The 23,331-nt window shown below is 68.9% G+C and carries 21 protein-coding genes and 2 pseudogenes; 13 read left to right on the top strand and 10 right to left on the bottom strand.

Annotated elements, in window-relative coordinates; translation table 11 throughout:
* The 3 genes from CBM2594_RS20550 to ampC all read right to left on the bottom strand — a co-directional run bounded on the left by CBM2594_RS20550 (position 1) and on the right by ampC (position 3,176).
* Positions 1–1,389 carry a YncE family protein gene (locus tag CBM2594_RS20550; RefSeq protein WP_116358629.1) on the bottom strand — a complete coding sequence of 463 codons (1,389 nt, stop codon included), beginning with the start codon at positions 1,387–1,389 and terminating at the stop codon, positions 1–3.
* Between the two features lie 52 nt (positions 1,390–1,441).
* On the bottom strand, positions 1,442–1,882 hold the full coding sequence (gene copM, locus CBM2594_RS20545) for a CopM family metallochaperone (protein ID WP_116358628.1): 441 nt from the start codon (positions 1,880–1,882) through the stop codon (positions 1,442–1,444).
* Positions 1,883–2,012: 130 nt separating this feature from the next.
* Positions 2,013–3,176, bottom strand: a complete 1,164-nt coding sequence (gene ampC / locus CBM2594_RS20540; RefSeq protein ID WP_232346691.1) for a class C beta-lactamase — start codon at positions 3,174–3,176, stop codon at positions 2,013–2,015.
* 210 nt (positions 3,177–3,386) lie between these two features.
* Between ampC and phnC the strand changes: the two genes are divergently transcribed.
* From phnC to phnE, 3 genes are all read left to right on the top strand, one after another.
* Positions 3,387–4,235: a phosphonate ABC transporter ATP-binding protein gene (gene phnC / locus CBM2594_RS20535; protein ID WP_116358626.1), complete on the top strand. Its 849-nt coding sequence runs from the start codon at positions 3,387–3,389 to the stop codon at positions 4,233–4,235.
* A 49-nt stretch (positions 4,236–4,284) separates the two neighbouring features.
* Positions 4,285–5,286, top strand: a complete 1,002-nt coding sequence (gene phnD / locus CBM2594_RS20530; protein WP_116358625.1) for a phosphonate ABC transporter substrate-binding protein — start codon at positions 4,285–4,287, stop codon at positions 5,284–5,286.
* 105 nt (positions 5,287–5,391) lie between these two features.
* The gene (phnE, locus tag CBM2594_RS20525) at positions 5,392–6,204 is read left to right on the top strand and encodes a phosphonate ABC transporter, permease protein PhnE (RefSeq protein ID WP_116358624.1); all 813 of its coding nucleotides are present in this window, start codon (positions 5,392–5,394) and stop codon (positions 6,202–6,204) included.
* Positions 6,205–6,232: 28 nt separating this feature from the next.
* On the opposite strand, the gene phnN is transcribed toward phnE, so the two are convergent.
* The 3 genes from phnN to phnF form a co-directional block, all read right to left on the bottom strand.
* Complete coding sequence (gene phnN / locus CBM2594_RS20520) at positions 6,233–6,835, bottom strand: phosphonate metabolism protein/1,5-bisphosphokinase (PRPP-forming) PhnN (protein WP_116358623.1); 603 nt, start codon at positions 6,833–6,835, stop codon at positions 6,233–6,235.
* Entirely contained in the window at positions 6,832–7,557 is a 726-nt protein-coding gene (locus CBM2594_RS20515) for a DUF1045 domain-containing protein (protein ID WP_116358622.1), read from the bottom strand. The genes phnN and CBM2594_RS20515 overlap by 4 nt, the downstream gene beginning before the upstream one ends.
* A 126-nt stretch (positions 7,558–7,683) precedes the next feature.
* A complete protein-coding gene (gene phnF, locus CBM2594_RS20510) occupies positions 7,684–8,418 on the bottom strand; it encodes a phosphonate metabolism transcriptional regulator PhnF (protein WP_116358621.1) in 735 nt (244 codons plus the stop codon).
* 178 nt (positions 8,419–8,596) lie between these two features.
* On the opposite strand from phnF, the gene phnG reads away from it, so the two are divergent.
* The 7 genes from phnG to CBM2594_RS20475 are packed head-to-tail and all read left to right on the top strand — an operon-like array spanning position 8,597 to position 14,508.
* Positions 8,597–9,097 carry a phosphonate C-P lyase system protein PhnG gene (phnG, locus tag CBM2594_RS20505; protein ID WP_116358620.1) on the top strand — a complete coding sequence of 167 codons (501 nt, stop codon included), beginning with the start codon at positions 8,597–8,599 and terminating at the stop codon, positions 9,095–9,097.
* A 1-nt stretch (position 9,098) separates the two neighbouring features.
* Positions 9,099–9,716, top strand: a complete 618-nt coding sequence (gene phnH / locus CBM2594_RS20500; RefSeq protein ID WP_116358619.1) for a phosphonate C-P lyase system protein PhnH — start codon at positions 9,099–9,101, stop codon at positions 9,714–9,716.
* A gap of 1 nt (position 9,717) precedes the next feature.
* On the top strand, positions 9,718–10,854 hold the full coding sequence (locus CBM2594_RS20495; protein ID WP_116358618.1) for a carbon-phosphorus lyase complex subunit PhnI: 1,137 nt from the start codon (positions 9,718–9,720) through the stop codon (positions 10,852–10,854).
* Entirely contained in the window at positions 10,851–11,753 is a 903-nt protein-coding gene (locus CBM2594_RS20490; protein ID WP_116358617.1) for an alpha-D-ribose 1-methylphosphonate 5-phosphate C-P-lyase PhnJ, read from the top strand. The genes CBM2594_RS20495 and CBM2594_RS20490 overlap by 4 nt, the downstream gene beginning before the upstream one ends.
* Positions 11,750–12,526 carry a phosphonate C-P lyase system protein PhnK gene (gene phnK / locus CBM2594_RS20485; protein ID WP_116358616.1) on the top strand — a complete coding sequence of 259 codons (777 nt, stop codon included), beginning with the start codon at positions 11,750–11,752 and terminating at the stop codon, positions 12,524–12,526. Before CBM2594_RS20490 ends, phnK begins: the two co-directional genes overlap by 4 nt.
* A gap of 5 nt (positions 12,527–12,531) precedes the next feature.
* Entirely contained in the window at positions 12,532–13,263 is a 732-nt protein-coding gene (gene phnL, locus CBM2594_RS20480; protein ID WP_116358615.1) for a phosphonate C-P lyase system protein PhnL, read from the top strand.
* Positions 13,264–13,290: 27 nt separating this feature from the next.
* The gene (locus CBM2594_RS20475) at positions 13,291–14,508 is read left to right on the top strand and encodes an alpha-D-ribose 1-methylphosphonate 5-triphosphate diphosphatase (protein WP_116358614.1); all 1,218 of its coding nucleotides are present in this window, start codon (positions 13,291–13,293) and stop codon (positions 14,506–14,508) included.
* Positions 14,509–14,683: 175 nt separating this feature from the next.
* Here CBM2594_RS20475 and CBM2594_RS20470 read toward each other — a convergent pair.
* From CBM2594_RS20470 to CBM2594_RS26890, 3 genes and pseudogenes are all read right to left on the bottom strand, one after another.
* Positions 14,684–14,881: pseudogene (locus tag CBM2594_RS20470) on the bottom strand (helix-turn-helix domain-containing protein); the annotation flags it as partial.
* Between the two features lie 112 nt (positions 14,882–14,993).
* Positions 14,994–17,711 carry a DUF6351 family protein gene (locus tag CBM2594_RS20465; RefSeq protein ID WP_147310439.1) on the bottom strand — a complete coding sequence of 906 codons (2,718 nt, stop codon included), beginning with the start codon at positions 17,709–17,711 and terminating at the stop codon, positions 14,994–14,996.
* A 277-nt stretch (positions 17,712–17,988) separates the two neighbouring features.
* Positions 17,989–18,229, bottom strand: a pseudogene (locus CBM2594_RS26890) (Tn3 family transposase); the annotation flags it as partial.
* 273 nt (positions 18,230–18,502) lie between these two features.
* On the opposite strand from CBM2594_RS26890, the gene CBM2594_RS20460 reads away from it, so the two are divergent.
* The gene (locus tag CBM2594_RS20460; protein ID WP_116358611.1) at positions 18,503–18,886 is read left to right on the top strand and encodes a hypothetical protein; all 384 of its coding nucleotides are present in this window, start codon (positions 18,503–18,505) and stop codon (positions 18,884–18,886) included.
* Here the strand turns inward: CBM2594_RS20460 and CBM2594_RS20455 are convergent.
* Entirely contained in the window at positions 18,870–19,703 is an 834-nt protein-coding gene (locus tag CBM2594_RS20455) for an IclR family transcriptional regulator (RefSeq protein WP_116358610.1), read from the bottom strand. The two genes, CBM2594_RS20460 and CBM2594_RS20455, sit on opposite strands and share 17 nt — an antisense overlap.
* Positions 19,704–19,885: 182 nt before the next feature.
* On the opposite strand from CBM2594_RS20455, the gene CBM2594_RS20450 reads away from it, so the two are divergent.
* On the top strand, positions 19,886–20,881 hold the full coding sequence (locus tag CBM2594_RS20450; RefSeq protein WP_116358609.1) for a Bug family tripartite tricarboxylate transporter substrate binding protein: 996 nt from the start codon (positions 19,886–19,888) through the stop codon (positions 20,879–20,881).
* 107 nt (positions 20,882–20,988) lie between these two features.
* A complete protein-coding gene (locus tag CBM2594_RS20445) occupies positions 20,989–23,331 on the top strand; it encodes a cytochrome P450/oxidoreductase (RefSeq protein ID WP_116358608.1) in 2,343 nt (780 codons plus the stop codon).

The raw sequence follows: 23,331 nt of genomic DNA, 5'->3' as shown, positions 1-23,331 counted from the left end.
TCACGGCGCGCTGACCAGCACCGCGTTGGCCGGGTCCGGCGGCGCGGTGCCCTCCATCACCACCAGTTGCGACGGTGACGGCGCCTGCGGCGACAGCGCCGGCACTACCTCGCGCAACGGCCCGATCGCGGTGCCGTTGGCCATGCCAGCCGCGTTGGTCCTGAAGCTGGCCACCGGCGCCTTCTCCCCGCCCACATAGACGCTGTATTGCGTTTCCGGCTTCAGCTTGAACAGCGAGACCTCGAGTGCGTCGACCACGCCCAGGTTGCGCGCCACGACAAAGCCCTTGGCCTCGCCGCGCACCGGCCTGAGCGCAACGTTGACCGGCTCGCTGTTCGCTCTCGGCACCAGGTTGCCGGTGCCGGCGCCGGCGGGCACCGCATTGCTGACATAGACCAGCGCCTGCGGCGCCTGCCCCACCGGCACGCGCGCGATGACGCGGTTGTCGGCGGTATCGATCACGTCGACCGCATCGCCGTTTTCCAGGCCGACATAGATGCGCGAGCCATCGTCGGCGGCCCAGATCCCATGCGGCAGCGCGCCGACCGGAATGGTCGCGGCCAGCGTGGGCGTGTCGCCGGTGGTGAAGACCTTGACCACGTTCTCGCCGCCGACCGTGACGTAGGCGAGCGTGCCGCGCGCGGTGCGGGCAAAGGCCAGGTGGTTGGTGATGAAGCCGGTATCGAATACGCCCTTCACGGCCAGCGTCGCGGTATCGATGCGCGTGACCTTGCCCACGTCCTTGTGCGTCATCCAGACTTCCCTGAAGTCGGGCGTGAATTGCAGGAAGGGCGAGAACGGGCTGGCCACGTCGAGCCGCTTCACCACCTTGTGGGCCCGGACGTCGATCACGTCGACCACCGGGTTGAAGCTGGATACGACGAAAGCGAGCTTGCCCGCCGGGTGGAACAGCACCATGCCCGGCCCCGCGGTGGTCGGGATGCGCCGGGTCTCGCGGAACGTGGCGGGGTCGATGACCGAGATGTAGTCCTCGCCACGCACCACCACCCAGACCTCCTTCCCGTCCGCGGTAAAGAAGCCTTCATGCGGCGAGCGGCCGATATAGGCAATGCCCTTGACCCGGTTGGTGGCGGTATCGATGAACGCGACCGAGTTGGAACCGTTGGAGACCGCGATCAGCGTGCGGTGGTCCGGCGAGAACCCCAGGCCGTGTACGTTAAGTTCGCCCTTGTACAGCGGCGACAGCACGTCGGGCCGTGCATTGCCAAGCCGGATCTGGCCCAGCAGTTTGTTGCCGGCGGGATCGATCACCGACACGGTGTTGCTGTTCTGGTCCGCGGTGTAGACGCGGTCCTGCGGTTGCGGGGCGGCGCCGGCCAGCGGCGCGCCGAGGGCAATGGCCAGTGCGGCAAGTGTTGTCTTCTTCATGGCGGTAGCGGGGGGTGCGATAGGGATGAGGAGCGGACCAGGCACGGGCCGGTCAGCGCGGCGGCGTGGCTTGCGACTGCCCGGCCTGGTGGCGCTGCAGCCACGCCTGCATCAGGCGGATCTCGTTCTGCTGCTCGGTGATGATGCCCTGCGCCAGGTTGCGCAACGCCGGGTCCTTGCCATACAGCAGCAGCGCCTTGGCCATGTCGATCGCGCCCTGGTGGTGCGGGATCATCATGGCAACGAAGTCGTGGTCCGGGACGCCGTTGGTGGGGGCTTGCGTCATGCCGTGATGCATCACGCCCATGGCGTCATCGATCAGGCCCGCGTAGGGTTTCGCCGTGCTGGCGACAAAGGCCGGCGGTGCCGCCGCGTGGCCGGTGTGCTGGGGATGGCTTTGCGCCGGCGCCGCAAGGCTTGCGGCCGACAGGCACAGCGCTGCCATGGCGCGTGCTGCCGTGCAGGCGCCATGGCGTGGGGAACTCCGTTGCATCGCAGGGTCTCCGGTTGGCCCGGCCTGGCATGTGCCCGGCCCGGGAGGGTTACCTGCGTATACACGCGAGGCGCCGGGACTATTCCGTCACGGAAGAAAAAAATCTGGCCGCGGCCCGCCAGCGCCGTTGTTACGGCTTGCCGTCCCCCGCCGCCTGCCCGTCCAGGTACTTCAGCACCTGGAACGCCGCCTTTACCCGCTCGGCGACCGGGTAGTTCTTGTTCGCCAGCATCACGATGCCGATGCGCTGCGAGGGCACGTACGCGACATAGGCGCCGAAGCCATTGGTCGAGCCGGTCTTGTTGACCAGCATGCCGCTGCGCGCTGCCTGCGGCGGCTCCAGGCGCGTCACCGGGTTGGCCTCGAACACGACCTGCGGCGAGCTGCCGGCCAGCACGCTGTCGCGCGGCGCCGGCCAGTCGTACATTTCCCACGCCAGCCCTTGCACCATGTCGCCGACCTTGAAGTAGCCAGTGCGGGTGGTGGCCAGCGCGCGCCGCATCGTCTCGTCCTGCCCGGTGCTGTCGATGTTGGCCATGACGAAGCGCATCATGTCCGCCGACGTGGTCTTCACGCCGTAGGCCTCGGCATCGAGCACGCCGGGCGTCACGCGCACCGGCTTGCCGTCCCTGGCGTAGCCATAGGCATAGTCCGCCATGCGCGCCTTCGGCACCGTGATGTAGGTGCTGCGCAGGCCCAGCGCGGGGAACAGGGTCTGCTCCATCAGCACGTCGAACGGCTGGCCCATGCTGCGCGCGGCCAGGTAGCCGAACAGGCCGATGCTGGGATTCGAATATTGCCGGTGGGTGCCGGCGGCATGGCCGGGACGCCAGTTGCGGAAATAATCGACCATCGTGCCGGTATCGGTGACGGTCGCGGGAAACTGCAGCGGCAGCCCGCCGGCGGCATAGGTGCCGAGGTCAAGCAGGCTGGTCGCACCCACGCTGCTGCCGGCGAGCGCAGGCAGGTACTTCGCCGCTGGGTCGGCCAACGACAGCTTGCCGCGGGCCTGCGCGTAAGCGGCCAGCGTCGCGGTGAAGGTCTTGCTGACCGATCCGATCTCGAACAGCGTGTCGGCGTCGACCTTGCGCCCGCTGGCCCTGGCGGCGACACCGTAGTGGAAGGCGTACTGCTTGCCGCCGGCGGTGACGGCCACGGCCATGCCCGGCACGCCGTGTGCCTGCATCACCGGCTGGATCGCGGAATCGACGACACGTTCGAGCGCAGCGGCATCGACGGCAGCATGAGCGCTGGCGCAGCAAAGCAGCACCGCGGCGGCGGCGATGCCTTGCATCGCCCTTTCAAGAGGTTGGTTCATATCTGGCAGCAGGAGCGTGGTGTACCGGCGCAGCCGGTGCCGGGAATATACGAGACTTTACCGGCTTCCCCCGCCCCGGCCGGCGGAAAGCGGCGCACGACGCCCGCCCCGCATCGGTCCCGCAGTCATCGTTCTGTCATCCACCCCGGCCAGAATGCGCAGGTCATTCAAGTCAGGGGAGCCGACATGACGCATGCCATTGAAGTCCGCGGGCTGAGCAAATCGTTCCGTGCGGACCGCAAGGCGCTTGACGATGTCACGCTGCAGGTTGCGCCGGGCGAAATGGTCGCCCTGCTGGGCGCGTCCGGGTCCGGCAAGTCTACGCTGCTGCGCCACGTGGCCGGCTTCGTCGCCGGCGATGCCGGAGAGATCGTGGTCAACGGCCGCCACGTGCAGCGCAACGGCCGGCTCGCGGCCAACGTGCGCCAGGTGCGGCGCGAGATCGGTTTCGTGTTCCAGCAGTTCAACCTGGTGGGGCGCCTGCCGGTCATCACCAATGTGCTGGTCGGCATGCTAGCGCGCGTGCCCAAATGGCGCGGCCTGCTGCGCGTGTTCAGGGCCGATGAAATCCGCAGCGGACTCGATGCGCTTGCGCAGGTTGGTATAGACGACTATGCCTTTCAGCGCGCCTCGACGCTGTCGGGCGGGCAGCAGCAGCGCGCCGCGATTGCGCGCACGCTGGTGCAGAACGCCCGCGTGATCCTGGCCGACGAACCGATCGCCTCGCTCGATCCGGAATCCTCACGCCGCGTGATGGCGCTGCTCAGGCAGATCAACCGCACGCGCAAGGTGGCGGTGGTGGTGTCGCTGCACCAGGTCGATGTGGCGATGCGCTACTGCCCGCGGGTGGTGGCGCTGCGCCACGGCAAGGTGGTCTATGACGGCCCCTCGGCGGCGCTGACGCCGGCCATGCTGCGCGACCTTTACGGCACCGAAGCCGACGAACTGCTGCGCGATGCCGCGCCGGAAGACGACGCGTCGATCGCACCGATGCCGGCGCCGGCGCTGGTCACGATGCACCTGGCTGCCGCCTGAACGGCTGCCCGCCGCCCCGCTACCCCAACCGCATTCACCGGAGTTGCCCATGCTTCGCAGAACCTTTATCGCCTTCGCGGCCGCCGCCGCGGTCGCACTGCCCGCCCTGCCCGCTATTGCCCAGGAGGGCAAGACCCTGAACATCGGCTTTATCTCGACCGAATCGTCGTCGAACCTGAAGACCGCCTGGCAGCCACTGATCGAAGACCTGAGCAAGACCCTGGGCGTGCCGGTCAAGCCGTTCTTTGCCTCCGACTACGCCGGCATCATCGAGGGCATGCGTTTCAACAAGGTGCAGGTCGCGTGGTTCGGCAACAAGTCGGCGATGGAGGCGGTCGACCGCGCCAGCGGCGAGGTCTTTGCGTCGGTGATCGACAAGGACGGCAACCCGGGCTACTGGTCGGTGCTGGTGGTCAACAAGGACAGCGACCTGAAGAGCGTCGACGATGTCATCCGACGCGGCAAGGACCTGACCTACGGCGCCGGCGACCCCAACTCCACCTCCGGCACCGCGGTGCCGGGCTTCTACCTGTGGAGCGCCAACAAGGTCGATCCGAAGACGCTGTTCAAGGCCGTGCGCATCGGCAACCATGAAACCAACCTGCTGTCGGTGCTGAACAAGCAGGTCGACGTGGCCGTCAACAACACCGAGAACATGGAGCGCTACCGCATCAACACCGGCAAGAACGCCTATGACCAGGTGCGCGTGCTGTGGAAGTCGCCGCTGATCCCGGCCGACCCGATGGTCTACCGCAAGGACCTGGCCCCTGAGCTGAAGAAGAAGATCCAGGCCTTCTTCGTCAACTACGGCAAGGGCGCCGACGCGGCGCGCGAGAAGCAGGTGCTGGCCGCGCTGACGTACCAGGGCTTCCGCGCGTCGAGCGATGCGCAGCTGGTGCCGATCCGCCAGATCGAGCTGGCGCGCGAGAAGGCCAAGATCGAATCGGACACCACGCTGGCCGCTGCCGACAAGGAAAAGCGCCTGTCCGACGTGACCCGCCGCCTGGCGGAACTGGACAAGGCCGCCGGCAACGCCACCAGCACGCAGTAAGCCGCCCGCTGCCTGCACCCTGATCGCCCTGTCTCACCGAGGCCGGCGGCCCCGCGCCGCCCGCCTCGCACCAATTCCCTTCCCCCGTTGCATCCGGACCGCTCCATGACCGCCACCGCCACGCCCGGCCTGCCTCCCACGCCCCGAAGCCAGGTGCGCCCGCCGCGCACCTCCCTTGCCGTGCCGCTGACCTGGGCGGTGCTGCTGGCCATGCTGGCCCTGTCCTGGCAAGGCGCCGACATGCGCCCGCTGGACCTGCTGCGCGATTCCGACAATATGGCCAGGTTCGCGGCCGACTTCTTCCCGCCGGATTTCCGCGACTGGCGCCACTACCTGGACGAGATGCTGGTCACCGTGCAGATCGCGCTGTGGGGCACGGCGCTGGCGGTGGTGATGGCGGTACCGCTGGGGCTGCTGTGCTCGGCCAACATCGTGCCGGCGTGGGTCTACCAGCCCGCGCGCCGCATCATGGACGCGTGCCGCGCGATCAATGAAATGGTGTTCGCCATGCTGTTTATCGTCGCCGTCGGGCTGGGCCCGTTCGCCGGCGTGCTGGCGATCTGGATCCATACCACCGGCGTGCTGGCCAAGCTGTTCGCCGAAGCGGTCGAAGCCATCGACCCGCGCCCGGTGGAAGGCGTGCGCGCCACCGGCGCAGGCCCGGTCGCGGAGATCGTCTATGGCGTGATTCCGCAGGTGCTGCCGCTGTGGCTGTCGTTCGCGCTGTACCGGTTCGAGTCCAACGTGCGCTCGGCGTCGGTGGTAGGCATCGTCGGCGCCGGCGGCATCGGCACCGTGCTGTGGGAAATCATCCGCAGCTTCCAGTACGGGCAGACCTGTGCCGTGATGATCATCATCATCCTGTTCGTCTCGGCCATCGACATCCTGTCGGCGCAGATCCGCAAGGTGCTGGTCTGACCATCAGCTTCAGCGTCGGTCCCTGAAATCAGGCGCGCCGGGCCTCTGCAGTGGCCGGGCCAGGCCCGGCGCCGACCAGTTGTGCCAGTGCCGCCACCGCGCTCTCCAGCGCGCCGCTGTTGTCGATCTCGACCAGCCGGCATCCGGCCGGCACATCGAACGCCTGCCGCGCGCGGGCCAGCCGTTTCGCGATCGCGTCTTCCGCTTCGCGTCCGCGCTGGCGCAGGCGCGCGGCCAGCACTTCCGGCTGCACCCGCACGTGCACCGCGCACAGCCTGGGGTAGCGTGCCACCGCCTGCGGCAGGTACTCGCGCGAGCCGTTGACGATCACCGTCAGGCCGCGCGCCAGCCACTGCTCGATCTCGATGCCGATGCCGTAGTGCAGCCCGTGGCTGTGCCAGTGCAGCGCCAGGCAGCCCAGCGCGCGGCGGCGGTGGAATTCGTCGGGCGTCAGCGCCACCGAAGCCTCGTTGGCGTCGGCGGCGCGGGTGATGTAGCGATGCGCGATGACGATGCGGTGATCCGCCCGCAGGCGCTCGCGCAGCGCGCGCAGCAATGCGTCCTTGCCGCTGCCGGACGGGCCCATCAGGTAGAACAGGCCATGTCCGTCGGCCACGGTTGCCACGCTCATGCGCCCAGGTACGCCGCGCCGGCGCCATCGGTGGTACTGCCGTCGAAGCCGTAGTGCCGGGCGACGACAAAGTCCTCGCCCGGCGCCGGCTGCACGAACACGCTGATGCGGTCGACCTGCAACGGCGCCTGCAGCAGCTTGCCGCTGGCCGCTTCCAGCTGCGCCATCGCGGCGCGCTGGCTGGCGGCATCGAGCATGCCGGTCAGCGTGATATGAAAGACGAAGGTGCCGAACACATACGGATAGCCCCAGGCGTCGAGCATGCGGCGCTCTTCATCGCTCAGCTGGTCCGGCGCACGCCTGGCCAGCTCCTGCGCCGCGGGCGGCGCGCGCAAGGGATCGAAGGCCAGCACGCAGGCATCGGCCAGCGCCTGCATCGGCGCCGAGCCGCCATCGGCCAGCCCCCACGCGACGAAACCGCGCAGCGCGCGCAGCGCCAGCGGTGCGTCGAACGGCGCCTGCCGGCGCGCCAGCTCTCGGGCGGTGGCGTCGACGATCGCACCGCTGGCGCCGTCGGCAAGCCGGAACGGGGGCTTCAGCGTGGCGTGCAGGCCGTAGTGGGCCGGCGCCCTGACCCAGTCCGCCGGCGCGGCGGGCGTGTCGCCGGCCGGGGGCAGCGTGGCGCCGGTGTCGGCGTCGCGGCCCAGCCACTGGCTGCCGAAGGCGCGCAGCGGGCCGGATGGCGACAGGTAGATGGCGTAGCGGTACGCGGCTCGAGTCATGCGGCAAGGTTACCAGCGGCGTCCTGCGCGCGCAGGCGCAGACTGCCCCGGTTTGGTGGGGTTGACCGCAGACGGTAACGCAGGCAGATGACAGCCGGATGTCTAGACCAATCGCGCACGCCCGCGTCAGTCATCGTCGGTCACCGTCAGCTGCACCCAGTCGCCGGCGAAGCGCACCACGCTGTACTGCACCGGGTTGCCGTCGATATCGACGTTGAGCGCCTCGACCTGCAGCACCGGGCGCGTCTTGGGCTGGTTCAGCATCCGCGCCACCGGCGCGCTGGGCATCGCCGCGGTAATGCGCGACCACTTGCGCGTGTAGTCGGCAATGCCGAAATGCGCCAGCGCGCGCGAGACCGACTGTTTGGCGCGCAGCACCTCGTCGATGCCGGGAAAGCGCTTGACGTCGAAGTAGTGCTCGGCCACGTCGATGGTGCGTTCGTCGGCCTTGCCGATCATCTGCGCATGGAGCAGCTCGGCGGTGCGCGCCAGCCCCAGCTGCCTGGCCACCTCCGGCGCGCGCACCACCTGGCTGGCGACGATCTCGGTGTGGCCGCGCACGCCCTGCGCCGCCAGGTTTTGCGAAAAGCGCGTGCGGCGTCCGATGGCGTAGTCGATTGCGTGCTCTTGCACGAAGGTGCCGCGGCCCTGCTCGATCCGCACCAGCCCGCTCAGTTCCAGCTCGCCCATGGCGCGGCGGATGGTATGGCGGTTCACGGCGAAGCGGTTGGCCAGCTCGGGTTCCGGCGGCAGTTGTTCGCCGGGCAGGTACAGCTTCTTGCGGATGTCTTCCGCCAGTGCCTCGCCGATCTGGCGCCACACCGCGACGCCCGAGCCCCGTTCCACTTCTCGATCCGACATCTTGCGCTGTCCTCTTGTCATCAAGCGTTGACCCATGCCGTACGATTGTGCCTCAGTCATGCCGCGCTGGCAGCGTGCCCGAGCAATCCCCTGCCCCGTCATGAAAGCTTCATTTGCCTGTGGTCTAGTGGCTGCGTGTTCCGGCAACGACATCTAAACGTATAGACGTATAGGGGTGATGATGCAAAGCGAAACGGCACGGCCTGACGTGCCCGCAGCCCATGCGGCCCGCGCCGCGCGGCTGCGGATCCTGGCGATGGCGCCAACCGAAGCACTCGACGGCGCCTACCAGCGGCTTGCGCAGGCGCAGCCCCTGCCGGCCTACCGGCTGCTGCGCCAGCCGGAATCCGGCATGGCCATGGTGCGGGGCCGCGCGGGCGGCACGGGCGCCCAGTTCAACCTTGGCGAGATCACCGTGACGCGCTGCGCGGTCGTGCTGGAAGATGGCGCCGCCGACGCGCCCGCGGGTGTTGCCTATGTCCAGGGACGCAGCACGCGCCATGCCGAGCAGGCCGCCGTGCTGGACGCGCTGTTGCAGCGACCGGCCTGGCACCAGCGCGTGCAGGACCTGGTGCTCGCGCCGCTGGCCGACGCGCACGCCAGCCGCACCGCGCACGCCGCGGCCACGGCCGCGCAGACCCGCGTCGAATTCTTCACCATGGTCCGCGGAGAAGACTGACATGCACACCGCCCAACCGATGCTGTCCACGCCCGCCGCCGCGCTGCTGCCCGGCTTCAGCGACCCGGTCGACGACGCCCAGCAGGTGTTCCGCGCCGCGCTGGACGCGTTTGCCCACCCGGGCCGGCTGCAGACGCTGCCGGCGCGCAGCGGCTTGCCCGAGGGCCTGTCGCCGGCGCTGGCCGCGCTGCTGCTGACGCTGGCCGATGCCGATACGCCGGTCTGGCTGCCCGCCGGCGTGCCGGACGCGGCGCGGGCGTTCCTGCGCTTCCACTGCGGCTGCCGGCTCACGGATGCAGCCGGCGCCGCGGCCTTCGTCTGCGTGCCCGCCGGCCATGCCATGCCGGCGCTGGCGGACTGCGCGCAGGGCGACCCGGCCTTCCCCGACCGCTCGGCCACGCTGCTGGTGGAAGTGGCCTCGCTCGCCGACGGCGACACGCTGACGCTGCGCGGCCCCGGCATCGAGCACGCGCAAGCGCTGCGTGTCACCGGCCTGCCGGCGGGTTTTCGCGCGGCCTGGCGCGCCAACAACGCCGGCTTCCCGCTCGGCGTGGACCTGCTGCTGTGCAGCGGCGACCGGTTCTGCGCGCTGACACGCACCACCATCGTGGAGGACTGACATGTACGTAGCCGTCAAGGGGGGCGAACGCGCCATCCTCAATTCGTACCGGATGCTCGACGCCTATCGCCGCGGCGACACCGCGGTGCCGGAGCTGACGCTGGCGCAGATCCGCGAGCAGATGCCGCTGGCGGTGGCGCGCGTGATGGCCGAGGGCTCGCTGTACGACCCCCACCTGGCGGCGCTGGCGCTCAAGCAGGCCGCCGGCGACCAGATCGAGGCCGTCTTCCTGCTGCGCGCGTATCGCACCACGCTGGCGCGCTTCGGCCATACACAGCCGCTCGATACCGGCGCGATGCGGCTGCAGCGCCGGATCTCGTCGACCTTCAAGGACGTGCCGGGCGGCCAGGTGCTGGGGCCCACCTACGACTACACGCAGCGGCTGCTCGATTTCTCGCTCGAGAGCGGGCGCGAGCCGCAGGCGCTGCCCGCTGCGCAGGAACACGTCGCCGCCAGCATGCCGCGCGTGACCAGCCTGCTGGAAGCGGACGAACTGGTCGAAGCCGACCACGTTCCCCCAGGCGACCCCGCGCCGCCCGACCTGACGCGCGAGCCGCTGACCTTTCCTGCCGGGCGCGCGGCGCGCCTGCAGAACCTGGCGCGCGCCGACGAGGGCTTCCTGCTGTCGATGGGCTATTCCACCCAGCGCGGCTACGGCAACTCGCACCCGTTCGCGGCGGAGATCCGCTACGGCACCGCCGAGGTGGAACTGTTCGTCGAAGAGCTCGGCTTCGCCGTCACCATCGGCGCGATCGAGCTGACCGAATGCCAGATGGTGAGCCAGTTCGCCGGCAATGCCGGCGAGGCGCCGCGCTTTACGCGCGGCTATGGGCTGGTGTTCGGCTACAACGAGCGCAAGGCCATGTCGATGGCGCTGGCCGACCGCGCCATGCGTGCCGGCGAGCTCGGCGAGGCCGCCGACGCGCCGGCCAACGATATCGAGTTCGTGCTGTACCACAGCGACAACGTCGAGGCCTCGGGTTTCGTGCAGCACCTGAAGCTGCCGCATTACGTGGACTTCCAGGCCAACCTCGAGTTGCTGCGCCGGCTGCGCGCCGAGGGCGCTGCCCCGCCCGCGGGAACACCGCCGCTGCAAACCGAGCCGCAATCCCAGCCGCAAGAGGAGACGCTGGCATGACCGCCGCCGACACCACGCTGGCCGCCGGCATCGCCCGCGACGCGCACTACAACTTCGGCTACCTCGACGAATCGACCAAGCGCATGCTGCGCCGCGCGCTGCTGAAGGCGGTGGCGATCCCGGGCTACCAGGTCCCGTTCGGCAGCCGCGAGATGCCGCTCCCATACGGCTGGGGCACGGGCGGCATCCAGGTGACCGCCGCGATCATCGGCAAGGACGACGTGCTCAAGGTGATCGACCAGGGCTCGGACGACACCACCAACGCCATCAATATCCGCCGCTTCTTCGCCCGCGTCACCGGCGTGCCGACCACCGAGCGCACCGCCGAGGCCAGCATCATCCAGACCCGCCACCGGATTCCGGAAACCCCGCTGCGCGCGGGCCAGACCGTGGTGTTCCAGGTGCCGATTCCCGAGCCGCTGCGCTGGCTGGAGCCGAGCGAAGGCGAGACCCGCACCATGCATGCGCTGGCGGAATACGGCGCGATGCACGTCAAGCTGTACGAGGACATTGCCCTTCACGGCCACATCGCCACCACCTACGACTATCCCGTGATCGTCAACCAGCGCTACATGATGCGGCCGTCGCCGATCCCCAAGTTCGACAACCCCAAGCTGGACCGCAGCCCGGCGCTGATGCTGTTCGGCGCCGGACGGGAAAAGCGCGTCTATGCGGTGCCGCCGTACACCGCCGTCAAGAGCCTGGACTTTGCCGACCATCCGTTCACCGTGGAGTCGTGGTCCAACTGCTGCGCGCAGTGCGGGGCCACCGACAGCTACCTGGACGAGATCATCACCGACGACGCCGGCACGCGCCGCTTCGTGTGCTCGGATACCGAGTACTGCGCCGGCCGCCAGGCGGCGCAGGCCGTCGGCACCGCTGCCGGAGGTGCGCAATGACAGCCGCGCCGCTGCTGTCGGTGCGCAGCCTGACGCGCACCTGGGATGGCCTGCATGGCTGCCATGACGTCAGCTTCGACCTGTACCCGGGCGAAGTGCTGTGCGTGGTGGGCGAGTCGGGCTCCGGCAAGAGCACGCTGCTGCAGGCGCTGTCGATGCAGGCGCCGGCGCAGCGCGGCAGCGTCAGCTACGCCATGCGCGAATCCGGCCTGACCGACCTGGCCACCTTGTCCAGTGCGCGCCTGCGCCTGCTGGCGCGCACCGACTGGGGCTTCGTGCGCCAGCACGCGCGCGACGGCCTGCGCATGCAGGTCAGCGCCGGCGCCAATATCGCCGAACGGCTGATGGCCGTGGGCGAACGCCACTACGGCCACCTGCGCGAGGTCGCCGGCAACTGGCTGGAGAAGATGGAGATCGACCTGGCGCGGCTGGACGACGTGCCCGGCACGTTTTCCGGCGGCATGCAGCAGCGGCTGCAGATCGCGCGCAACCTGGTCACGCACCCGCGCCTGGTGTTCATGGACGAGCCCACCGCGTCGCTCGACGTGTCGGTGCAGGCGCGGCTGCTGGACCTGCTGCGCCAACTGGTGGCAGACCTGGGCCTGGCCGCGGTGCTGGTCACGCATGACCTGGCGGTGGCCCGGCTGCTGGCGCACCGCACGCTGGTGATGCAGGGCGGGCGCGTGGTCGAGCAGGGCCTGACCGACCAGATCCTCGACGATCCCCAGCACCCGTACACGCAGTTGCTGGTGTCTTCCATTTTGCAGGGCTGACCACGATGCACGCAGAACACCCACAGAAGCTGGTCGAGGTGCGCGGCCTCGGCAAGATGTTTACCTTGCACAACCAGGGCGGCATCCGCCTGCCGGTCTTGCGCGCGATCGATTTCGATGCGGCGCGCGGCGAATGCCTGGTGCTGTCCGGGCCGTCCGGCACCGGCAAGAGCACGCTGCTGCGCTGCCTGTACGGCAATTACCTGGCCACCGAAGGCAGCATCCGGCTGCGCGATACCAGCGCAGACGCCGCGCCGTGGGTCGAGCTGCGCGACGCCACCGAACAGCGCGTGCTGCAGCTGCGCCGCGACGTGATCGGCTATGTCAGCCAGTTCCTGCGCGCGATCCCGCGCGTGGGCGCACTCGACGTGGTGGCCGATCCGCTGCGGCAGCGCGGCGCCAGCCACGACCAGGCCCGCGCCCGCGCCGCCGAACTGCTGGCGCGGCTGAACCTGCCGCGCCGGCTGTGGGACCTGCCGCCGGCCACGTTTTCGGGCGGCGAGCAGCAGCGCGTCAATATCGCGCGCGGCCTGATCGGCGGCCATCCGGTGCTGCTGCTGGACGAGCCCACTGCATCGCTGGACCCCGACAACCGCGCCGTGGTGGTCGCGCTGATCCGCGAAGCGCTGGCCGAAGGCCGCGCGCTGATCGGCATTTTCCACGACGAAGCCGTGCGCGACGCCGTGGCCACGCGCCTGCTGCCGCTGCGCCCCGCCAGCGCCAGCGCCCTCGCCTGAACCGAACCGCCCAGAACGGAGCCAGAGATGCCCGCGACCTACCTGACCCACGCCACCCTGGTGCTGCCGGACCGCGTGCTGCACGACAGCGCGCTGCTGCTCGACGATGGCCGCATCGCCGCGATCGAGCCGGCGCCCGGGGCCGTGCCCGCGCATGCCGCCGTGGTCGACCTGCATGGCCACACCGTGATGCCGGGCCTGGTCGACGTGCATTGCGACGCCATCGAGAAAGAGGTGGAACCACGCGCCAGCGTGCTGTTCCCGCTGGACTTCGCCGTGGCGCAGGTCGACCGCCGCAACGCCGCGGCCGGCATCACCACGCCCTATCACGCGCTGTCGTTCGCCGGCAACCAGTTCGGCGTGCGCAACGTCGACACCGCGGCCACGGTGGCGCGCACGGTGGCCGCCTACCGGCAGCACAGCCTGGTCGACAACCGCATCCATTGCCGCTACGAGGTCACCGACGCCAGCGCCGTGCCGGTGCTGGAAGCGCTGATGGCCGAAGGCGTGGTCGACCTGCTCTCGGTGATGGACCACTCGCCCGGCCAGGGCCAGTTCAAGACCCTGGACGCCTACCTGGCCTACATGATGGGCAACCACGGCATGAGCCGCGACGCGGCCGCCGATGCCGCCCGCCAGAAGGCCGCCGCGCTGGAGGGCGCGCACGAGCGCGTCAACCGGCTCGTCTCCGCCGCGCACGCGCTGGGCATCCCCACCGCCAGCCACGACGACGATTCGCCGCAGCGCATCGCCGCGATGCACGCGCTGGGCGTGCGCATGAGCGAGTTCCCGATCAACCTGGAAACCGCGCAGGCCGCTTGCGCCCGCGCGCTGCCCACCATCCTGGGCGCGCCCAACGTGCTGCGCGGCAAGAGCCAGAGCGGCTCGATGCGCGCCATCGACGCGATCCGCGCGGGCGCCGGCACCATCCTGTGCTCGGACTACCAGCCCTCCACGCTGATTGCCGCCGCGTATGCCGCCGGACGCCAGGCCGGGCTGCCGCTGGACCAGGCGCTGGCGCTGGTCACCGCCCACCCCGCCGATGCCTGCCAACTGGCCGACCGCGGTCGCCTGGCGCCGGGGCTGCGCGCCGATGTGATCGCGGTGTCCGAGGTGGCGGGCCAGCCGATGGTCACGCACACGTGGTCGGGCGGGCGGCTGGTGTTCGCGGCTGGGTATCCGTCGCTGCGGCCCGCGGGGTGTGCGGCCATGCCGCGCACGGCGGCGCTGCGCGAGGTGGCGTGAGGTAGCGTGCCGGCGCCGGCCCGTGATGCGCTTGCCTCGTATTGTCACTACCCTTGCCGTGACCTGATGCGGCGGTCCCCTCAATCCTCCCATCCCGCCGCCTGGATGGCGCCGACGATAGCGCGCGCTGTCTTCACCAGCGCCGGCGCGAAGTCCTGGTGCAGCAAACCGCTGCGGCGGCCAACGTGAATGTCAGACGCGAGACCGTCGCGGACGGCAACCCGGTGCGACGCGCCAGTTCCTGGTGGGCCAGCCAGCGGTCCGTGGGGCGGAAGGATCGAAGCAATGCAAGCCCGCGTGCGAGTGCGGTAATGAAGCGTGGGTCCGCGGCGGGATCCATGGCGGTCACTGGATCGATTCGTCTGCGTCCCATGGTTCGTTCCAGACAATGATCTGTATGCGAATACCAGTGGTACTCGAGAAAGCGCAGGCCGTGCCCCGGGCTCCGTGCGGCGGCGCGTCCAGCGCCGCCGCGTCTCGCAAGATCAGGGGGCGAGCGGATGTCCGACCACCATTCCGTTGTCCGGTGCGATCCGGATCCATGTGCCTGCCAGCGGTTGTTCCTGCTCTCCCGGCTTGCTGTAGTCACACACCCCGTCGGCAAACACCGCGCGCAACGCCGCAAAATCGGCCTCTTGCTGAGAGCCGGTCCACGACGCATTGCGTTGTGCATAGCCCGCGTAGTCGCTGGCCGTCACGGCCTTGCGCTGGCATTGCATCGGCCGGGCATGGAGCGGCTCACCTGCCTCGAAGCGGGGATACGACGACGCCGGGAACATCGAATTGCAGCGCGACGGTGTATCGCTCACCTCGACGATTCCCGCCGGCGAATTGCTGCCGTTGCCGTTACGGAACACGGTGCTGAAGCCGCCGAACCGCTGCGGCTCCGCGATGAAGTCGTCCGCCGCGCCGGCTGTGGTGGCGCCGAAACATCCGTCGACGATGTCCGCCGGCTTGTTCCTTACAACCTTTGCCGCGCGCGATTCCGTGGTGGCGTCGCCGACCACCGCTGTGAGCCATCGGTCCATGCCGAAGAACGCTTTCTGCATGGCTGGCAGGGACCGCCCCGTATGAGCGGCGCGCGGCGCCTGAACGGGCATCGTATGGTGGGCGTTCGGATCGTGCGCGAAAGCGCTCACATTGGCCGTGCCAGTCCACATGACATGGTTGTCGAACTGGCCGGTGGCGGCGGCGATGCGGGCCCGGACAATGAAGTGGAAGAACTTCAGATGCATGTCGCCGCCGCCCGTAAACTCGTTATTGAGCCCATCGAGGTTCAGGATCGCGGTGCTGCGAAGCCCGGCGCCACCGTACATGATCATTCCCGTCTGATGGGCTCGCTTGAGCGCGTCCGAATCCGCGCGCATGCGTTCGGTGCGCAGATTGCCGTCAATGTCCTGTCCACCGATCTTTCGGTTGAGGTCAATGAACTGGGCCATGGTGATCAGGCCGTTGTTGAGCGCGTTGAGCCCGTACTGGACGCCGACATTGGCTGTGAACGAGCGCGCGAAACCAGTCGTGGGATCCACGCCAAGAATATTCTTGTTGTGATCGTTCACGTTCGGCCGCAGGCCGGCAGGGTTGGCTGGCAGCAGGCTGACCGGGGGCGCCGGGAGCACGCCCATGGGGGCGCTGGTCACCACATTGGCCGGGCTGTACTTCTCGGCATTGCCAATGACCGCATTGAACACGGAGCTGTTTCCGGTGCCCCCCATCACGTTATCTCGATCGCCCTGGTTCGCCGGCCTGAGCACCGAGTCGGTCCGCGCGGCCCAGAAACTGGCTTGCTGGCGAACGCTGTGGTAGGTCCCGTAGCCGGAGGCAGCCGCGATCTCCGCGTTGGTCCAGTTCAGGAGCGTCGGATCCGCAGACCTCGACGCGGCCGTGGCATTGTCGTAGGTGGGGTCATAAGGCGTGTTGGGAACCGGGGAGTAGGTACCGTTCTGCGTTGTTCCGCCCTTCGTATGATTGAGCTGGAAGTTGTAGAACAGACGTCCCTCCATGCTCTGGGGTCCCCCGTTATCCGGAAAGCCCGCCAGCATCACGATGCCGTCAAGCAGTCCTGGATAGGTGTCGGCGATCATGCTCTGCTGCATGGCCGATCCGGAGGAACCCCAACCCATCGTGTACAGCACCGGTCCGTTGGCCTCGATGAATCGCTCCTTGACCATCATCATGGTCTCCGCGGAGATGATGTGATTGCAGTTCTGTCCGAAATAATTCAGCGTGGAATTGGCGACCGCAAAACCCTTGCTGAGCGGCAAGTCGTTCAAGGCGTTGAAGTCGCCGGCAGTACCGTTGGCGGAGTTGCTCGAGCCGCCCACCGGCCCCATCGACCTGCCCTGCACATACCAGCCGCCGCCGCAACTCTGCCCGAAGGGATAGACCAGTCGTCCGTTGAAGTCGCCGGGCGGATTCACCGCGCTGGGATCCGGATTCTTCACGGGATCTCCCAGCACCGCGATCTGGTAGATGCCTCGATTGATGACGCCGGTTTCGAGCCGGACGATATAGGGCACCGACCGGCCATCGAGCAGCGTCGTGGTCTCCACATTGGCGGGTGGATTCGCCGGGTCATACCGCTGCCACACCGCGGTTCCGGACTTCGTCGCATCGTGATACACCCAGTCGACCCGGGTCGGGGCCGCACAGTCTGGATCGGTATTCGGTCCGGCGGTGAGCATCGGGCCGCCCGGATAGACGGCGAACGTGTCGGTCTGGCAATGGAAACTGCCTTCCCGAGGCGCGTAGAGAATCGGCCCCTGGACCGGATAGGCGGTCAGCGTCAAGGATCCGCGCATCTTCGCTTCGGCCGCCGCATCGACGACCTCGATCTTGTTCTCACCCGGCCTCAGCCCTGACACGAGCCCCAGCATCGACTTCCTTGCAGCATTGGGTTTGAAGCTGCCCGTAACATCGGCACCGTTCAGCTTGATCTTCGCGTCGGAGATCGTGCTGCCATTGGCCTGGGTCAGTTCGATCAGCGTGTCGTCGCCACTGACCATGCCCTCGGGCGATGACAGGCTCTTCACCGTGACCGCCGGCTTCAGGGGTTCGTCCCGGTCTTCTCCACATCCGGAAACCAACAGCACCAACGCCCCCAACGCGAGGACGCGAAATGGCACGGCATACAGCGTTCCGTGCCGGCCTTTCCGTCCGGCGGATCGGTTGTCCTCCTTGTGCGAGGCGTTTTGCGAAAACATGGTGGTCTCCTTATTTTTATGAGGAAGCCGACAACAGCACGAAGATACTCCGCCAGTTGGAATATCGGACGAACAAGCCGGTTTATCGACTGCCCCAGTTTAGAAGCCATGCCTAAGTTTTCAATGCGGGGGCTCTCCAGGCGATGCTGGTATTGATAAACGGCATATATTCCATGCGACGGAGTAATGCCGCGCGTTCGGCGGACCGTCGATCGCGATTATTTCGTCCTGACGGCGCCCGCGATCATGGTGTACCTTGCTCGAGTAAATGGCACGCTGGAGCTGGTGCACCGCGCGGCAAATACAGCTTGCGCTCCGACAGATTGCGCAGCCATGGGCATAGATCAACGCGAGCAATTTGGACGCCGCCATCCCAACGCTCGTGTATCCGTGCGTATTGATCGCGAGCCGGAGCAGCCGGCCTGGCGTTCGTTGAGCACCATGGGCTGGTTATAGGCGATTCCGTGCTGGTCCAGCACGTGCGTATAGATTCCGACGGCAGGAGTGCGACGCCGAGGTCGACCTTGCGCGCGACTGGCGACGGCTACGTCACGCAGAACGCGCCGCGCCTGTTCAAGTTCACAACCTCGGTGGAACTCTGATGCAGTTTCCTGTGCTGATCCAACGCGGTGCCGCCAGGCCGTCGGTGTCCGTGCTGCTTTCGCTCGCCGCCATCGCCACGCCGCTTGCCGCGGAGCCGACCCTGGCCGTCGGCCAGCCCGCGCGCGGCGTCTGGCAACCCGGCGCACCGCTGCGCTACACCCTGTCGCTGCAGGCCGGCGACGTGGTGCGTGGCGTGCTCGTTCTGGTGGGGACCCGGCGGCGCGCCGGACCAGCCGCCACGGCAGCCGGAATGGCTGATCCGGGAATACGCCGCCAGCCCGCGGCTGCCGCTGCGCTTCTACCTGGAATCCGGGCGCTTTGAAGAGGGCCGCGGCGCCGTCAATATCCTGACCACGACGCGGCATATGCGCGATGTGCTGGTCGCCAAAGGTTATCCGGTGGTGCATGCCGAGCATGCCAGCGGGCACGATTACCTGCAGTGGCGCGGCACGCTGGCGTGCGGGCCGATCGCGCTGCTGGGCCGGCCGGAACGCATCGACGCCGAGGTGGCAAGCGCCTGCCCGGCGCTGCGCCCGGACGCGTCGTTGGCCGGCGTCACGCCGCGGGATTGAACCCCAGCGCCGCGCTGACCGCGCGCGCCTCGCGCCGCACGGCGCTGCCGATCGGCCCGTCGATGGCGGGGTCGAAGCCGCCGGTGGCGCCCAGCGCGGTCAGCACCGCGCACACGCGCCCGGTGTAGTCGCGCACCGGCGCGGCCACCGCGCTGATGCCGGTCAGGTTGGTGTCGCGCACCCAGGCGCAGTCATCGGCCTGCACGGCGCGGCGCAACGCGCCGATAGGGTCGCTGGGATCGAGCTGCGCCAGCCGCGCCGGGCTGGCGGCCGCCAGCTCTTCCCCGGCCTGCGCGTGGACGCCTTTCTCATCGAGCAGCCCCAGGAACACGCGTCCGGTGGCTGACCACAGCAGCGGCATCACCGAGCCCGCGCGCACGTTCACCGTCACCGGCAGGCCCGGCTCCTCGAAGCGCATGATGGTCGGGCCCTTGTTGCCCATCACGGCGACAAAGCAGGTCACCTCCAGCGCTTCGCGCAGACGCACCAGCGACGCTTCGGCCAGCCGGATCGGGTCGGCCTGGCGCATCGCGGCCATGCCGATCTGCAGGGCCTCGAAGCCAAGGTGGTATTGCTGCGTGCCCGGTTCCTGCGCCACCAGGCCTTCTTCCACCAGGCTGACCAGGTACCGATGCACCTTGGCCGGGCTTTCGTCGATGTGCGCGGCCAGCGTGGTCAGGCTGGCGCGGCCGCCCAGCCGGGCCAGGCCTTTCAGAACGGCCATGCCGGTGACGGCCGACTGCACGCGCTGGCGTCGTTCGCGCGTGCGGGTGGTGGCGGCTTCAGCGGCAGGTTCGGGAGCGTTGGATCGTGGCATGGCGGGAAGATGGGACGCAGCGGTGCGGGGGCTTCACGGCGACAGCGGAAGATGCCACGCCGTGACGCAGGGCCGCTTCAAGGTTAACCCGCATTCAATCATTACGCAATGCGTATATGATTTACGCAAACCAGAAAACACCGGTGCCAAGACCCGGTCCATCCATCAGGAGACAAAAACCCATGCCCCGCCCCCGCTTCGCTCTTTCCGTGCGCCTGGCCATCGGCGCGCTGGCCCTTCCGCTGCTGGCCGCCGCCCCGGCCCACGCCGCCGATCCGTATCCCGCCAAGCCGATCCGCTGGATCGTCCCGTATGCCGCCGGCGGCGGCTCGGATTTCCTCGCGCGCACCATTGGCCAGGGGCTGTCGGCCAAGGTGGGGCAACCGGTGGTAGTGGACAACAAGCCCGGCGGCAATACCGCCATCGGCGCGGCCGAAACCGCGCGCGCGCCGGCCGACGGCTATACCGTGCTGTCGGCCGACAACGGCACGCTGGTCTTCAATCCCGTGCTGTACAAGTCGCTGTCCTACCATCCCGGCAAGGACCTGGCCCCGGTGACGCTGCTGGGCCGCTTCCCGATGATCCTGGTGGTGGGTGCCGCCAGCCCGGCCAAGAGCGCCAAGGACTTCATCGCGCAGGCCAAGGCCACGCAGGGCGGCATCAACTACGGCTCGGCCGGCGCGGGCAGCCCGCACCACCTGGCGATGGAACTGCTGAAGGTGGAGGCCGGCCTGCCGATGACGCACGCGCCGTACCGCGGTGCCGCCCCGGCGCTGTCCGACGTCGCCGCCGGCCAGGTCGCGGCGATGATGGTCGACTACGCCGCCGGCGCCGGCTTTATCAAGGGCGGCAAGGTGCGCCCGCTGGCCGTGGCCAATGCCACCCGGCTGCCGCAGTTGCCTGACGTGCCGACCTTTGCCGAGCTGGGCTACCCGCGTGTGGAAGCCGCCGCGCTGGTGGGCATGGTGGTGCCGGCCGGCACGCCGCCGGAGGTGATCAACACGCTGAACAAGGATGTGGTCGCGGCGATCCGCGAGCCGGCGGTCAACAAGCGGCTGGTGGACTTTGGCGTCGAGCCCGTGGGCAATACGCCGGCGCAGTTCAGCGAGCTGCTGCGCAGCGAGTCCGGCCGCTGGACCAAGCTGATCCGCGACCTGAAGATCACGCTGGACAACTGAGTCCGGCCGCGGCACCGCCTGGCCGTCCGGCGCGCCCGGGCGGCACTGTTTTTCTGCCGGGCACCAGATGTTCCGCCAGGCACCGATGTTTGCCAGGAGTACCCAGCATGACCACCCCCTCCCCCGGCACCGCGCGCGGCGGCTGCCCGATCGACCACAGCACGCTCACCGCACCCAACGGCTGCCCGGTCAGCCACAACGCGGCGCAGTTCGACCCCTTCGGCGACGGCTACCAGCAGGACCCGCCCGAATACGTGCGCTGGTCGCGCGAGCAGGAACCGGTGTTCTACAGCCCGCAGCTGGGCTATTGGGTGGTCACGCGCTACGACGACATCAAGGCGATCTTCCGCGACAACCTCACCTTCAGCCCGTCGATCGCGCTGGAGAAGATCACCCCCACCGGCGACGAAGCCAACGCCGTGCTGGCGTCATACGGCTACGCCATGAACCGCACGCTGGTCAACGAGGACGAGCCCGCGCACATGCCGCGCCGGCGCGCGCTGATGGCGCCGTTCACGCCCGCCGAACTGGCGCACCACGAGCCGCTGGTGCGGCGCCTTGCGCGCGAGTATGTCGACCGCTTTATCGACGATGGCCGCGCCGACCTGGTCGACCAGATGCTGTGGGAAGTGCCGCTGACCGTCGCGCTGCATTTCCTGGGCGTGCCCGAAGAGGACATGGACCTGCTGCGCCAGTACTCGATTGCCCATACCGTCAACACCTGGGGCCGGCCGAAGCCGGAGGAACAGGTCGCGGTGGCGCACGCCGTCGGCAACTTCTGGCAGCTGGCCGGCCGCATCCTCGACAAGATGCGCGAAGACCCGTCCGGCCCCGGCTGGATGCAGTACGGCCTGCGCAAGCAGCAGGAGCTGCCCGACGTGGTGACCGACTCCTACCTGCATTCGATGATGATGGCCGGCATCGTCGCCGCGCACGAGACCACCGCCAACGCCTCGGCCAACGCGATCAAGCTGTTGCTGCAGCATCCGGACGCCTGGCGCGAGCTGTGCGAGGATCCCGCGCTGATCCCCAACGCGGTCGAAGAATGCCTGCGCCACAACGGCTCGGTGGCGGCGTGGCGCCGGCTGGTCACGCGCGACACCGAGGTCGGCGGCATCCGGCTGCCGGCGGGCAGCAAGCTGCTGATCGTGACGTCCTCGGCCAACCATGACGAGCGCCATTTCGCCGATGCCGACCTGTTCGACATCCGCCGCGACAACGCCAGCGAGCAACTGACCTTCGGCTACGGCTCGCACCAGTGCATGGGCAAGAACCTGGCGCGCATGGAGATGCAGATCTTCCTGGAAGAGCTGACGCGCCGGCTGCCGCATATGCGGCTGGCCGAGCAGACCTTCACCTATGTGCCCAACACCTCGTTCCGCGGGCCCGAGCACCTGCTGGTGGAATGGGATCCGGCGCAGAACCCCGAGCGCCAAGACCCGGCGCTGCTGGCGGTGCGCCAGCCGGTGCGCATCGGCGAGCCGTCGGCGCACACCATCGCCCGCACCGTGGTGGTCGAGCGCGCCACGCCCGCCGCCGACGGCGTACTGCGGCTGCGGCTGGTAGCGCCCGACGGCAAGCCGCTGCCGCGCTGGGCCCCGGGCTCGCATATCGACGTGGAATGCGGCGACACCGGGCTGTCGCGCCAGTATTCGCTGTGCGGCGATCCGGACGATGGGGCGGCGCTCGAGATCGCGGTGCTGCGCGACCCGGCCAGCCGCGGCGGCTCCGCCTGGGTCCATGGCAGCGTCAGGGCCGGCGACCGCCTGCGCATCCGCGGGCCGCGCAACCATTTCCGCTTCGATGAACAGTGCGGGCGGGCCATCTTCATCGCCGGCGGCATCGGCGTCACGCCGGTCAGTGCGATGGCGCGGCGCGCGCGGGCGCTGGGCATCGACTACACCTTCCATTACTGCGGGCGTTCGCGCCAGGCCATGGCGCTGCTGGACGAGCTGCAGGCGCTGCACGGCGCGCGGCTGCAGGTCCACGCCAGCGACGAGGGCCAGCGCGCCGACTTCGGCAAGCTGCTGGGGCAGCCCGACCCGCGCACGCAGATCTATGCCTGCGGCCCGCAGCGCCTGCTGGATGCGCTGGCCGAATGCTGCGCGGCGTGGCCGGCGGACGCGCTGCGCGTGGAGCATTTCGTCTCGCGGCTGGGCGCGCTGGATGCGTCGAAGGAACAGCCCTTCACCGTCGAGCTGAAGGATTCCGGCCTGGTGCTGGAAGTGCCGGCGGGGCAGACCCTGCTGGGCGCGCTGCGCGCCGCCAATATCGACGTGCAGAGCGACTGCGAGGAAGGCCTGTGCGGTTCGTGCGAGGTGCGCGTGCTGGCGGGGCAGGTCGACCACCGCGACGTGGTGCTGACGCGCGCCGAGCGCGACGCCAGCCATCGCATGATGGCGTGCTGCTCGCGCGCCTGCGGCGGCGGCCGGCTGGTGCTGGAGCTCTGA

The organism is Cupriavidus taiwanensis, from assembly GCF_900249755.1.
Taxonomy (GTDB): domain Bacteria; phylum Pseudomonadota; class Gammaproteobacteria; order Burkholderiales; family Burkholderiaceae; genus Cupriavidus; species Cupriavidus taiwanensis_D.
Note: the sequence above shows the minus strand (reverse complement) of the source record. Positions and strands in the feature narration are given on the sequence as shown.